This is a genomic window from Pantoea sp. SGAir0184, from assembly GCF_043544755.1.
In genome coordinates this window covers 1,538,688-1,550,983 of record NZ_CP028050.1, presented here as the reverse complement: position 1 = coordinate 1,550,983, position 12,296 = coordinate 1,538,688, and the positions used below count along the sequence as shown (strand labels likewise).

Annotated in this window: 12 protein-coding genes; 7 read left to right on the top strand and 5 right to left on the bottom strand. The window is 58.2% G+C overall.

Annotation, left to right across the window (positions count from 1 at the left end):
* Positions 1 to 3: 3 nt before the first annotated feature.
* On the bottom strand, positions 4 to 381 hold the full coding sequence (locus C1N60_RS07170; protein WP_058757253.1) for a YkvA family protein: 378 nt from the start codon (positions 379 to 381) through the stop codon (positions 4 to 6).
* A 106-nt stretch (positions 382 to 487) separates the two neighbouring features.
* Here C1N60_RS07170 and C1N60_RS07165 point away from each other — a divergent pair, with 106 nt between their 5' ends.
* Together C1N60_RS07165 and nfo are read left to right on the top strand one after the other, a co-directional pair.
* Positions 488 to 1,534, top strand: a complete 1,047-nt coding sequence (locus C1N60_RS07165; protein WP_058769935.1) for a YeiH family putative sulfate export transporter — start codon at positions 488 to 490, stop codon at positions 1,532 to 1,534.
* A gap of 56 nt (positions 1,535 to 1,590) precedes the next feature.
* On the top strand, positions 1,591 to 2,436 hold the full coding sequence (nfo, locus tag C1N60_RS07160) for a deoxyribonuclease IV (protein ID WP_058775787.1): 846 nt from the start codon (positions 1,591 to 1,593) through the stop codon (positions 2,434 to 2,436).
* Positions 2,437 to 2,507: 71 nt separating this feature from the next.
* On the opposite strand, the gene fruA is transcribed toward nfo, so the two are convergent.
* The 4 genes from fruA to C1N60_RS07140 all read right to left on the bottom strand — a co-directional run bounded on the left by fruA (position 2,508) and on the right by C1N60_RS07140 (position 6,819).
* Positions 2,508 to 4,205: a PTS fructose transporter subunit IIBC gene (gene fruA, locus C1N60_RS07155; RefSeq protein WP_394521583.1), complete on the bottom strand. Its 1,698-nt coding sequence runs from the start codon at positions 4,203 to 4,205 to the stop codon at positions 2,508 to 2,510.
* Positions 4,206 to 4,221: 16 nt separating this feature from the next.
* A complete protein-coding gene (fruK, locus tag C1N60_RS07150) occupies positions 4,222 to 5,160 on the bottom strand; it encodes a 1-phosphofructokinase (RefSeq protein WP_021509266.1) in 939 nt (312 codons plus the stop codon).
* Positions 5,157 to 6,287, bottom strand: a complete 1,131-nt coding sequence (gene fruB, locus C1N60_RS07145; protein WP_394521582.1) for a fused PTS fructose transporter subunit IIA/HPr protein — start codon at positions 6,285 to 6,287, stop codon at positions 5,157 to 5,159. The genes fruK and fruB overlap by 4 nt, the downstream gene beginning before the upstream one ends.
* Before the next feature lie 277 nt (positions 6,288 to 6,564).
* A complete protein-coding gene (locus C1N60_RS07140) occupies positions 6,565 to 6,819 on the bottom strand; it encodes a YkgJ family cysteine cluster protein (protein ID WP_058757250.1) in 255 nt (84 codons plus the stop codon).
* 152 nt (positions 6,820 to 6,971) lie between these two features.
* Here C1N60_RS07140 and yeiP point away from each other — a divergent pair, with 152 nt between their 5' ends.
* The 5 genes from yeiP (at position 6,972) to C1N60_RS07115 (ending at position 12,254) form a co-directional block, all read left to right on the top strand.
* On the top strand, positions 6,972 to 7,544 hold the full coding sequence (gene yeiP, locus C1N60_RS07135) for an elongation factor P-like protein YeiP (RefSeq protein WP_031280049.1): 573 nt from the start codon (positions 6,972 to 6,974) through the stop codon (positions 7,542 to 7,544).
* A gap of 99 nt (positions 7,545 to 7,643) precedes the next feature.
* Entirely contained in the window at positions 7,644 to 8,618 is a 975-nt protein-coding gene (locus tag C1N60_RS07130; protein ID WP_058769931.1) for a CobW family GTP-binding protein, read from the top strand.
* Between the two features lie 45 nt (positions 8,619 to 8,663).
* The gene (locus C1N60_RS07125) at positions 8,664 to 9,371 is read left to right on the top strand and encodes a phosphatase PAP2 family protein (RefSeq protein ID WP_136548530.1); all 708 of its coding nucleotides are present in this window, start codon (positions 8,664 to 8,666) and stop codon (positions 9,369 to 9,371) included.
* Between the two features lie 514 nt (positions 9,372 to 9,885).
* On the top strand, positions 9,886 to 10,461 hold the full coding sequence (gene mepS, locus C1N60_RS07120) for a bifunctional murein DD-endopeptidase/murein LD-carboxypeptidase (protein WP_031280047.1): 576 nt from the start codon (positions 9,886 to 9,888) through the stop codon (positions 10,459 to 10,461).
* A 227-nt stretch (positions 10,462 to 10,688) separates the two neighbouring features.
* Entirely contained in the window at positions 10,689 to 12,254 is a 1,566-nt protein-coding gene (locus C1N60_RS07115) for a cyclic di-GMP phosphodiesterase (protein WP_058757525.1), read from the top strand.
* Positions 12,255 to 12,296: the final 42 nt, after the last annotated feature.

Here is a 12,296-nt window from a genome sequence, read left to right as displayed (position 1 = left end):
TCCTTACATGGCGTACCGCTTCACCAGATAGATCACCACCGCCAGCCAGATCAGCAGCATCAGAATCAGGCCGCTCCAGCTGACGATCTTTTTGCCGCGCGCCCGCTGCACCTCGGCGCGTTCGGCGCTGCTGATGCGCACATCGCGCGGCAGCAGACGCAGCAGGATCATCACGCCGAGCGGGATGATAATCGCGTCATCCAGCAGGCCAATAATCGGGATGAAGTCCGGAATCAGATCGATGGGGCTGAGCGCATAAGCGACGATGCCAAACGCCAGCAGCTTAAACCACCACGGCGTACGCGGATCGCGACAGGCAAACCACAGCGTCAGCACGTCCCGTTTGATGAGCTTCGCCCAGCGGCGCAAGCGCATGAACATTGTTGCCCTTCCTTATCACTTATTCCGGTTGATTATAAATATATTATCAATTTCACTTTTAAGCCAGCCAGGCGCACGCTAAAGCCTCACTGAGGAGAAGCGTATTATGGCTGAACTAAGCGTCAACAAAACCCCTTTTCATGTTCATCGCTGGCTGCCGGGACTGCTGCTGACCGCCGCCATCGCCGCAGGTGCCGCGTGGCTGGCCAGTCAGCCGTGGCTGGCGGGCGCGGGATTCGGCGCGCTGACGCTGGCCATCATTATCGGCATCGTGCTGGGTAATAGCCTGTATCCCCGCGTTGCGACCCCGTGCGACAGTGGGGTGCTGCTGGCCAAACAGCGACTGCTGCGCCTCGGCATCATTCTTTACGGCTTCCGCATCACCGTGCAGCAGATCGCCGATGTCGGCGTTAGCGGCGTGCTGATTGATGTGCTGGTGCTAAGCTCAACCTTTCTGATCACCTGCCTGATCGGCATCCGTTTGCTGAAAATGGATCGCGAAACCGTGTGGCTGATTGGTGCCGGCAGCAGCATCTGCGGTGCTGCAGCGGTGCTGGCAAGTGAACCGGTGATCAAAGCCGCACCGTCGAAAGTGGCGGTCGCGGTGGCCACCGTGGTGCTGTTTGGCACCGTCGGCATTGTGCTGTACCCGTTTCTCTGGACGCTGCTGCCGCAGGTCAGCGCGCAGCACTTTGGCGTCTTTACCGGCTCGACGCTGCACGAAGTGGCGCAGGTGGTGGCGGCCGGCCATGCGATGGGCGCGGAAACGGAGAACACGGCAGTCATCGCCAAGATGCTGCGGGTGATGATGCTGGCACCGTTTCTGCTGATCCTCGGCAGCTGGCTGCAGCGCCAGCGCAGCCACCAGCGTCAGGCACAGCAGCCGATCCGCTTTCCGTGGTTTGCCCTGCTGTTTATTGTGGTGGCGCTGTTTAACTCGCTGCATCTGCTGCCACCGCCGGTGGTAGCGGGACTGAATCAGCTGGCGAATCTGCTGCTGGCGATGGCGATGGCAGCGCTGGGCTTAACCACGCGTTTTGGCGCGCTGAAGCAGGCGGGTGTCAAACCGCTGCTGCTTGGTCTGCTGATGTTTATCTGGCTGATTCTCGGCGGCGGCGCACTGAATGTGCTGGTGCAACATTTCATGGCGTAAGCGCATCCGCTATCATGGGCGTTTTGCATTAGTAATCGCCCATTCAGGAGAGCGGCATGAAATATATCGGCGCACACGTTAGCGCATCCGGCGGCGTAGACCAGGCAGTGATCCGGGCCCATGAAATCGAAGCCACAGCCTTTGCGCTGTTCACTAAAAATCAGCGCCAGTGGAAAGCCGCGCCGCTCTCTGCGCAGGTGATCGACGCTTTTAAAACCGCCTGCGATCAATACAACTTTAGCGCCGCGCAAATCCTGCCGCACGACAGCTATCTGATTAACCTCGGCCACCCGGTAATGGACGCGCTGGAGAAATCGCGCGAGGCGTTTATCGATGAGATGCAGCGCGCCGAACAGCTTGGTCTGACGCTGCTCAACTTCCATCCCGGCAGCCACCTGCAGCAGATTGATGAAGATGCCTGCCTGAAGCGCATCGCCGAGTCGATCAACATTGCGCTGGATAAAACTCACAACGTGGTAGCGGTGATTGAGAATACCGCCGGTCAGGGCAGCAACCTCGGTTTCCGCTTTGAACACCTCGCGGCGATTATTGACCACGTCGAGGATAAATCGCGCGTCGGCGTATGCATCGACACCTGCCACGCCTTCGCTGGCGGATATGATTTACGCAGCGAAGCCGCCTGTGAAGCCACCTTTGCCGAGTTTGAGCGCGTGGTGGGCTTTCAGTATTTGCGCGGTATGCACCTCAACGATGCTAAAAGTACGCTCGGCAGCCGCGTGGATCGCCATCACAGCCTCGGCGAGGGCAACATTGGCAAGACCGCGTTTAGCTGGCTGATGAAGGATGCGCGTTTTGACGGTATCCCGATGATTCTCGAAACCATCAATCCGGATATCTGGAAGGATGAAATTGCCTGGCTGAAGGCCGAGCAGCAGGCGTAACGGGTTTCACCGGGGCCTGCGCCAATAAAAAAAAAGGGAGCCGCGGCTCCCTTTGTTGTTCCTGGCTGCCGTTACGCGGCTTTGGCCAGTTCCTCTTCCGGACGTTTCAGAATCGCATAGCCCAGACCCGCAATCAGCGTACCAATCACAATCGCCAGCAGGTAACCCAGCACCGGCGTAATGGCGCCTGGAATCAGCAGGACGAACAGTCCGCCGTGCGGCGCCATCAGTTTGGCCCCCATCGCCATGGAGATCGCACCGGTCACTGCGCCACCCATGATACAGCATGGCAACACGCGCATCGGATCACGCGCCGCAAACGGAATGGCACCTTCGGAGATAAAGCACAGGCCGAGTACCAGCGCGGCTTTACCGCCTTCCTGCTGACCTTTATTGAACTTACGACGCGCTACCAGCGTTGCCAGCCCCATCGCCAGCGGTGGCACCATACCGGCCGCCATGATCGCGGCCATCGGCGCGTAGGTTTGCGAACTCAGCAGACCAACACCAAACGCGTAAGCCACTTTGTTCACCGGACCGCCCATGTCGGTACACATCATGCCGCCCAGAATCGCGCCCAGCAGGACCGCGTTAGCAGTGCCCATGTTCGCCAGCCAGCTGGTCAGGCCGCTCATGATGCCAGCAACCGGTTTGCCTACCACGTAAATCATCAGCAGGCCGGTAATCAGACTGGCCACCAGCGGAATGATCAGAATCGGCTTCAGCGCCTCCATACTTTGCGGCAGCTTCACTTTGCTGCTCAGCAGTTTCGCGGCGTAACCGGCAATGAAACCGGCGATGATGCCGCCAAGGAAACCGGCGTTGATGCTGGTGGCGATCATGCCGCCAATCAGACCCGGCGTCAGGCCCGGACGGTCAGCAATCGAGAAGGCGATAAAGCCCGCCAGCACCGGCACCATCAGCGCAAAGGCGCTGCCGCCACCGATCTGCATCAGCGCCGCGGCTAAGGTGCCCTGCTCTTTAAACGCGGTAATCCCAAAGGCGAATGACAGCGCAATGCTCAGACCGCCGGCGACCACCATCGGCAGCATATAAGATACGCCGGTCAGCAGATGCCGATAGGCACCGGCTTTCTCTTTGCTGTCGCTCTGGCTGGCTGCCGCCTGGTTGCCGGAAGGCTGCCAGACTTTAGCTTCCGCCTGCGCTTTATCCAGCTCCTGTGCGGTTTTCTTCAGCGCCAGACTGGTGGAGGTGCGGTACATCGGCTTGCCGGCAAACTTCGCCAGATCAACGTCAATATCCGCCGCAACGATCACCAGATCGGCCGCCGCCACTTCTTCCGGGGTGATCGGGTTGCCGGCGCCGACTGAGCCGCGGGTTTCCACTTTTACCCACCAGCCGCGCTTGCTGGCTTCCGCCTCAATCGCCTCGGCTGCCATGAAGGTATGCGCCACGCCGGTCGGACAGGCGGTGACGGCCACAATACGTTTCTGCCCGGTGCTCTGCGCCGGTGCGCTTGCCGCCGGGGTTGCCGCAGCCGGCTGCCACGGTTGCGCCGCATCTTTAGCCAGCGCCAGCGCGGCCTGCGGATCGCGCAGCGCCTGCTGCACGTCCACGAGGGCAACGGACTTGCCGGCGAGCTGCGCGTTGTCGGTAACCTGCTGGCCAATCACCAGCACCAGTTCGGCGTCCGCGGCGCTGTCGACCAGCGTCAGTCCTGCCTGCCCTGCCGCCGCCTGCAGACGTTCCGAGGCTAAATGGCCCGATGCCAGGCCGAGTGACGAATCTTTTATCAGCAGCGTTTTCATTATCGCTCTCCTGCTGTTAGTTAACGGGTTGTAAGTCGACGCGCGCCATCATCGCGGCCAACTGGGTACGATCGGTCACGCCGACGTTGCTCTGGCTGACGGCCATGGCCGCCACCGCCGTCGCCAGACGCAGCGTGTGTTCACTGGATTCCCGCATCAGCAGGCCATAAATCAGGCCGCCAACCATCGAATCTCCGGCGCCTACGGTGCTGACCACTTCACACGCAGGCGGTTTGGCGATCCATTCGCCAGAGGCATTGACCCACAGCGCGCCTTCCGCACCGAGGGAGATCACCACGTGGGCAATGCCCTGCTCGCGCAGCTGGTGCGCGGCGTCAATCACATCCTGCAGCGTCGGCAGCTTGCGGCCGGCCCAGATCTCCAGCTCGCGGCGATTGGGTTTTACCAGCCACGGTGCCGCTTTCAGACCGGCCACCAGCGCTTCACGGCTGCTGTCAAAAATGATGCATGGGCAGTGGGTGCGCAGATCGCTCATCCATTTGGTGAACGCGTCCGGCGCAACGCCGGCTGGCAGGCTACCGCTGACGCACACCATATCGAACTGGCCCAGCCAGGTCAGCGAGTCGGCGGTGAAGCGGTCCCAGTCCTGTGGCGTGACGTCAAAGCCCGAGAAGTTGAGGTCGGTGACATCGCCGTCTTTTTCCGTCAGCTTAACGTTAATGCGGGTACGGCCCTGCACCACCTGAAAACGGTTAGCGATGCCGAGTTCGCTGAACAGCTGCTGAAAGCCGTCCTGATTCTCTTTGCCGAGGAAGCCGCCGACGGTAACGTCGATGCCGAGATCTTTCAGCACTTTGGCGACATTGATGCCCTTACCCGCAGCGTGCAGCCCGGTGGTTTTGACCAGGTTAACTTCGCCGCGCTCGATCTCCGGCGTGTAGCCGACCAGATCGTACGCCGGGTTCAGGGTGATAGTGGCAACGCGACGACTCATGCTGCCCCCTCGCCCAGACCGCTATTAATGGCTTCTTCGATAGCGTGCAGTGCCTGCTGCGCATCGTCACCGCTGGCGGTGAAACGCAGACGATGGCCTTTCTTCACGCCCAGCGCGACCACCTTCATCAGGCTGCGCCCGTTAGCCGGCTTACCGCTGCCGTCGAGATTGGTCACGGTGATATCACTGTTGAACTGCTTGATCACGCTCACCAGCGCGGTGCCCGGACGCGCATGCAGACCGTGCTCGTTGCGGATGGTGAATTCCGCGGTTAAGACGTCCGCAGCTTCATCAACTTCGCTGGTCAGCAGCGCGAGAATGCCCGCCGCGTCCGCCTTCAGCAGGCGTTCAGCCTGCTTGTTCAGCAGCAGATTACTGAGGTAACCCAGCACCTCAAGCGGGCGCTGATCGGTGGCGGCAACCGTCAGTAGCAGCGCTACCGGTTCGCCCTGATGCGTCAGCGGCGTCGCGCTGCGGCTCACTGCCACCGCGCTGTTAAGGTTGCCGTGCGTGCTGTCGCTCAGCCAGATGCCCTGACCGAGGCTGAGCGGTGCGTGCGAGACAACGTCCGCGACAAAGCTGGCGTCGACGGCACCGGCCGCCTGCAGACGACCGGCGTTCAGCGCCTGCAGCGTAATCAGATCGCTGGCGGCCACGTCAGTGGCGATCAGCGACGTATCGAACTGGAATTCAGCGGCCTGCTTTTCACCCATCAGCAGCGCGCGCAGCTCTTCAGCAGAGGCAGATTTCAGCTGCTCCGCGATGCTGTCATCGCTTAATACGTGGGTCAGCTGGCGCAGCAGCGCGAGGTGCTCGTCAGATTTGGCGGCAATGCCGATGGCGACGTACGCTGTCTGGCCATCACCCCAGTCCACGCCCTGCGGGAACTGATAAACCTGCACGCCGGTTTTCAGCACCAGATCGCGGGTATCGGTGGTGCCGTGCGGAATGGCGATGCCGTTGCCGAGAAAAGTGGTGGTTTGCTGTTCGCGCGCCAGCATGCCGTCGACGTAGCCTTCGGCCACATTTCCGGCCGCGGTAAGCGCAGCGGCAACCTGACGAATGGCCTGTTCTTTATCGGACGCGCTGGCGCCGGTGTGAATGGCCTGAACTTCGAGCTGGAACATATTTCTCCTCGCTTGCTGAAAGTGAATCGTTTCAGCCTGATGGCGAAAAAATACGCTGTGCGACACGGACTTAGCCGGGAGGACAACGCTGAAACGTTTCAGGGAATATGGTACAGCACCCGGTTACAGGCAAGAAAATGCGCAATCGGCGTAGCAGATTTTTGATGCTCCGCACACTTCGCGGCGGATTTAGGATTTTTCACAGCGGGCGCGCTGACGCGTTGCTGTAACGCGGCACCTGCGACGAGCGTGCTGTTCAGCTCGCGTCAGCTTAAACTCAGGGCGCGGTATCGGCTTCCAGCTGCAGCAGGTAGATCATGGCATCGGCGCGGCTGTTACCACACATCTCCGCCTGTGGCTGTAAACCGGCACACACCGCCGGACGCAGCGGCGAGCCAAAAATTTTGCAGCGCTGCTGTTCGTCGAGCTGAACGCAGCGGGTATTGGCCGGTTTGCCGTCAGGCATACCCGGAATGGGGGAAGAGATGGAGGGGGCTGTGCAGCAGGCACCGCACTGGTCTCGACATAACATCATGCGCTCCTGCAAAGATTAGCGGCCGACAATAGCAGTCTGCACCGCGGAATTCTATGCGCGACCAACAATTTTCACCGGCCTCACTTGCCTGTTTTTCACCGCGCGAGTAAGTTGGCGCGCATCTACCTGGTTATAGCGAGTCAAGCATTATGCCAAAGGCAAACGAAATCAAAAAAGGAATGGCCGTCACCTGGAACGGTAAACTGTTGCTGGTGAAGGATATCGATGTCCAGAGCCCGAGCGCGCGCGGTGCCGCCACGCTGTACAAGATGCGTTTCACCGATGTACGCACCGGCCTGAAAGTTGAAGAGCGCTTCAAGGGTGACGACATTATTGATGCCATCCAGCTCAGCCGCCGCGCGGTGACCTTCTCATACATTGATGGCGACGAATACGTGTTTATGGATGACGAAGATTACACGCCGTACAGCTTTAAAAAAGATCAGATCGAAGAAGAGCTGCTGTTTATTCCGGAAGGCGGCATTCCCGGTATCCAGGTGCTCACCATGGATGGTCAGGTGCTGGCGCTGGAACTGCCGCAGACGGTAGACATGGAGATCGTTGATACCTCACCTGGCATCAAAGGGGCATCCGCCAGTGCGCGCACCAAACCGGCGGGCATGAGCACCGGGCTGTCGATTCAGGTGCCGGAGTACCTGAGCAATGGCGATCGCATCCGTATCCATATTGCCGAGCGTCGTTATATGGGACGCGCCGATTAAGCGCACGATTTTCTCCGGGGGCGGTTGATTGTTATAGTATAACAACAGCCTGCGCGCCGGATGCGGTTGTCCGGCGCGGCTATTTTAACGGAGTAAATCATGACGCGCGTGAACCTGATTACCGGTTTTCTCGGTAGCGGTAAAACCACCACCCTGTTACATCTGCTGGCGCACAAACCGGCCAATGAGAAGTGGGCCATTCTGGTCAACGAGTTTGGCGAGATCGGCATTGACGGCGCCCTGCTCGCCGACCGCGGCGCCACGCTGAAAGAGATCCCCGGCGGCTGCATGTGCTGTGTTAACGGCCTGCCGCTGCAGGTCGGGCTGAATATGCTGCTGAAGCAGACTCAGCCGGACCGCCTGATTATCGAACCCACCGGCCTCGGCCATCCCAAACAGTTACTGAATATGCTGCGCGCGGCGGTCTATCAGCCGTGGATTCGCGTGGACGCCACGCTGACGCTGCTCGATCCGCGTCAGTTAGCCGATACGCGCGTCACGGAGAATGAAAACTTTCGCGACCAGCTGATCGCCGCAGACATCATCATCGCCAACAAGAGCGACAAGTGGGATGCGGAAGATCGCCAGCGGCTGGCGAGCTGGCAGCAGCAGCATTTGGGCGACCGTCAACTGGTGGAAGCCAGCTGGGGCAACATTGATCCGGCGTTGCTGAGTCAGCCGGCATTGGCGGATCGTGCGGTACCCGATGCGGCGCACCATCATCATTCGTCACGCCCGCAGGGGCTGGCGGCGCTGAAACTGGAAGGCGAAGCGCGCTGGCGTCGTGCGTTAAATGAAGGTCAGGGCTATGCTTCCTGTGGCTGGATTTTCGATGGTGACACGGTGTTCGATACCATTCCGGCTTTAGAGTGGGCGCGGCTTGCGCCGGTGGATCGCGTGAAAGGCGTGCTGCGTACCGCTGACGGTCTGGTCAGCATTAACCGTCAGGGCGAAGACCTGTTCATCGAAACGCGCCCGGTCACGCCACCCGATAGCCGTATCGAATTGATCCACCATCAGGCCGCCGACTGGAACGCCTTGCAGACTGCCCTGTTGAAGATTCGTTTAAATTAGCTGCGGTAGGTTTGCCCGTTATTTTTTTCTTTTTGAGTTACTTTTATGCGCACTACTCGTTTGATCACCATCCTGCTGCTGAATGCGCTGGGTGTGATGCTATTTATGTCGTGGTATCTGCCGCCGGAGCACGGGTTCTGGTTCGCTCTCGACAAAGGCATCTTTTTTGGCTTTAACGACCAGATGGTCGACCATCACGGCTTTGCGCTGCTGGTGGCGATTACCAATTTCCGCGGTTTTGACGCGGTGTCGCTGCTGGCGATGGGTCTGCTCTATCTGTGGTTCTGGCGCCGCGAAACGCCGCAGGGCCGACGTCGTATGCTGGCGATTGGTATCACCATGCTGCTGACGGCGGTGATTCTTAACCAGCTGGGCCATCTGCTGCCGGTTAAGCATGCCAGCCCGACGCTGTTCTTTGATAACGTGCATCGCGTCAGCGAACTGACCGGCATTCCGGCAAAAGATGCGTCCAGAGACAGCTTCCCCGGCGACCACGGCATGATGCTGATTATCTTCGCCTGCTTTATGTGGCGCTATTTCGGCTTCCGCGCCTTCCTGATGGGCCTGCTGATTGTGGTGGTCTTTTCCCTGCCGCGCGTAATGGCAGGCGCACACTGGTTTACCGATATCGCGGTCGGTTCGCTTTCGGTGGTGCTGGTGGGCCTGAGCTGGTGGTTATTAACACCGGCCAGCGACAAACTGGTGAACTGGCTCAATCGTTCGCTGCCCGGAAAATATAAACCCCAGGCGTAATAGTTTAGCGCGGGCGATTATTCACTGTTTTTAAGATCGCCTGCGCTTATTTAATCCTGCAATAAATTATTAGCGGACTAAGCGTTTTCTGATAAAAGAAAAACCTATGCGTCAAATCGTCTGACCATGGCGTTATTCCTGGCCTGTCCAGTCAGAACCCTCTTAAAATCTCCCTTAGCGCCAGAATTAGCCGCTGTTCCTGCCGTTAATTGACGCTTAAATCGCTACCAGTTGTTGATAAAGTAACCGTTGTGTTACAGATTGATTTCACATCAAAAAAACCTATAAAAATTTATATAAAAGCACTCGCCACGCGGTCTGTAATCGGTTAACCTCAACTCCGATTACTACCGTGCAGCATAAAATTCGGTACCTTAAGCAACAAAAATGTGTGCATTAACACATTTCAGTAATTAAGGAATTGTCTTAGAGGGTCGCACTTATTAATCTCAACCCGTTTTGTCATCTGGCTGGCGACATTCTGTCGTAAGGACATCGAAGGAAAACACGTACAATGGTCAAGTCTCAACCAATTCTGAGATACCTCAGGCGGATTATTCCCGCAGTAGCATTAGCAACCCTCTTATCGGCATGTAGCAGTACCCATAACGGTCAGAACGCGAATAACGAGAATCATGAAGTTAACAACCAGAATGGTTTTTTACTTCAGGCGTCTCAGGACGAATTTGAACAAATGGTGCAGAACGTGGACGTTAAGTCCCGCATCATGGAGCAGTACAGTGACTGGAAAGGTGTGCGTTATCGCTTAGGCGGCGACACCAAACGCGGCATTGACTGTTCTGCTTTTGTTCAGCGCACCTTTCGCGAACAGTTTGGTTTAGAGCTGCCGCGTTCCACATCGGAACAGCAGGACAGCGGTAAAGAGATTTCACGCAGTAAGCTGCGTCCGGGTGATTTAGTGCTGTTCCGCGCCGGCTCCACCGGTCGCCATGTCGGCATCTATCTCGGCAACGACAATTTTGTACACGCGTCTACCAGCAGCGGCGTGATGATTTCCAGCCTTAACGACAGTTACTGGAAAAACCGCTACCGCGAAGCGCGTCGGGTACTGGCAAAAAACCCCAGTTAACCCCCTTCCTTCCTGATGTTCTCAGCCAGAGAATCTGAAAACGCTGCCCCGGCAGCGTTTTTTTTCGTCTGCGGTTGCTTAAGCCAAATCCATGGCGGAAAAAGTAATTGTGAATCAAAAATATAACGAGACTTTTCGCGCAGCCTCGTTATATTCTCGTTGCCTTGAACCAGCACAGTTGTATGCGTTTTTATAATAAAAAGGGCAAGATCAGGGGAACCAACTCCATGCCACTGTCGGGGACGTTAAATCGTCATGCCAGCTACTCGCGGCGCATCGCCTGGAGTAGCGTAATTATTGGGGTCGCGTTTTTTATCCTGTTTGTCACCGTCCTGCTCACGCTGACCTGGCAAAAACGCGTCCAGCAACACCAGCAGCTGCTGGCTCACAGCCGTGACGATCTGCAACAGGTGATGTCAACCCTGGTCGAGAGCCTTTATCCACTGCAGCAATACACTCAACTCAGCTGCAACAGCGTCAACCGTGAGCTGACCTCTCGCGCCGCCTTTGCCGGCAACATTCGCGCGATATTACTGGTACGCGACGGCAACGCTTACTGCTCTTCGGCCACCGGCGCATTTCTGCTGGCCGCCAGCGCCATTTCACCCGATTCAGAGCTGGAGCGCGACCGTGACGTCCGCCTGCTGCCCGGCACACCGCTGCAGCCCGCCAAACCAGCGCTGGCGCTATGGCTGAAAAGTCCGGGAGCGAACGAAACCGGCATCCTCGCCACCATGAACCTCAGTATGACGCCTTACCAGCTGCTGGCCTCTTACCATCCCGAAATCACGCGCATGGCGCTGGTGGCAGGCGACAGCGCGCTGCTCAGCGGCACCAGCCAGGTGGTGCGCAGCCGCGATTTGCCGCCCGCCCTCACCGACCTGACGCTTGATGACGGCAGCATGCGCTTTGTGCTTTACGGCAGCACGCTGGCCTCACGCGATTACACGCTGGCGTTGCTGACCGGCCTGCTGCTGGCGCTGCTGGTTGCCGCAATCAGCTGGCTGCTGCTGTCGCTGCATCAGCGACCGGGACGTGAAATCCTGCTTGGCATCCGGCGCGGTCAGTTTCACGTTGAGTATCAGCCGCTGGTAACGGCACACAACGGCAAACCCTATGGCGTTGAAGCGCTGCTGCGCTGGACTCACCCGGTTGAAGGCATGATCCCCCCTGATGTATTTATCAGCCACGCCGAAGCGCAAAACCTGATTATTCCTCTGACCCAACATCTGTTCAGCCTGGTAGCGCGCGACGCGCGTTTTCTCTGTCAGCAACTGCCGCGCGGCACCCGTCTCAGTCTGAATATGTCACCGCAGCATCTGGCATCGGCCAGTTTTCGCCGCGACGTGCAGGCATGGATCGCCAGTATGCCCGCCGATCATTTTAACTATGTATTTGAAATCACCGAGCGCACCATGGTGCGGGAGAAGAACGCCGGCGAAATCTTCGCCTGGCTGCATGAACACAATTTCAAGATTGCCATCGATGATTTTGGCACTGGCCATAGCGCGCTGATCTATCTGGAAAAATATCCGTTCGACTACCTGAAAATCGATCGCGGCTTTGTGCAGAGTATCGGCACCGAAACCGTAACCTCGCCGGTGCTTGACACCGTGTTGCTGCTGGCAAAGAAACTCAACCTGAAAACCGTGGCGGAAGGGGTGGAAACCGGCGACCAGGCGGCCTGGCTGGTTAACCGGGGCGTCACGCATCTGCAGGGGTATCTGTTTAGCCGCCCGCTGCGTCCGGAAAAGCTGATCAGCTACTATCAGAGCCAGGCCAGTTTGGGTTAACGTCACGTACCGCGCATGAAACTGCTACCATACAGTGCGGAT

What these genes read in the sequence shown, in the direction of transcription:
- C1N60_RS07115 (WP_058757525.1), top strand. Translation starts at nt 10,689, where the DNA reads ATGCCACTGTCGGGGACGTTAAATCGTCATGCCAGCTACTCGCGGCGC.
- C1N60_RS07170 (WP_058757253.1), bottom strand. Translation starts at nt 381, where the DNA reads ATGTTCATGCGCTTGCGCCGCTGGGCGAAGCTCATCAAACGGGACGTG.
- C1N60_RS07125 (WP_136548530.1), top strand. Translation starts at nt 8,664, where the DNA reads ATGCGCACTACTCGTTTGATCACCATCCTGCTGCTGAATGCGCTGGGT.
- C1N60_RS07140 (WP_058757250.1), bottom strand. Translation starts at nt 6,819, where the DNA reads ATGTTATGTCGAGACCAGTGCGGTGCCTGCTGCACAGCCCCCTCCATC.
- C1N60_RS07130 (WP_058769931.1), top strand. Translation starts at nt 7,644, where the DNA reads ATGACGCGCGTGAACCTGATTACCGGTTTTCTCGGTAGCGGTAAAACC.
- nfo (WP_058775787.1), top strand. Translation starts at nt 1,591, where the DNA reads ATGAAATATATCGGCGCACACGTTAGCGCATCCGGCGGCGTAGACCAG.
- fruK (WP_021509266.1), bottom strand. Translation starts at nt 5,160, where the DNA reads ATGAGTCGTCGCGTTGCCACTATCACCCTGAACCCGGCGTACGATCTG.
- fruA (WP_394521583.1), bottom strand. Translation starts at nt 4,205, where the DNA reads ATGAAAACGCTGCTGATAAAAGATTCGTCACTCGGCCTGGCATCGGGC.
- mepS (WP_031280047.1), top strand. Translation starts at nt 9,886, where the DNA reads ATGGTCAAGTCTCAACCAATTCTGAGATACCTCAGGCGGATTATTCCC.
- C1N60_RS07165 (WP_058769935.1), top strand. Translation starts at nt 488, where the DNA reads ATGGCTGAACTAAGCGTCAACAAAACCCCTTTTCATGTTCATCGCTGG.
- yeiP (WP_031280049.1), top strand. Translation starts at nt 6,972, where the DNA reads ATGCCAAAGGCAAACGAAATCAAAAAAGGAATGGCCGTCACCTGGAAC.
- fruB (WP_394521582.1), bottom strand. Translation starts at nt 6,287, where the DNA reads ATGTTCCAGCTCGAAGTTCAGGCCATTCACACCGGCGCCAGCGCGTCC.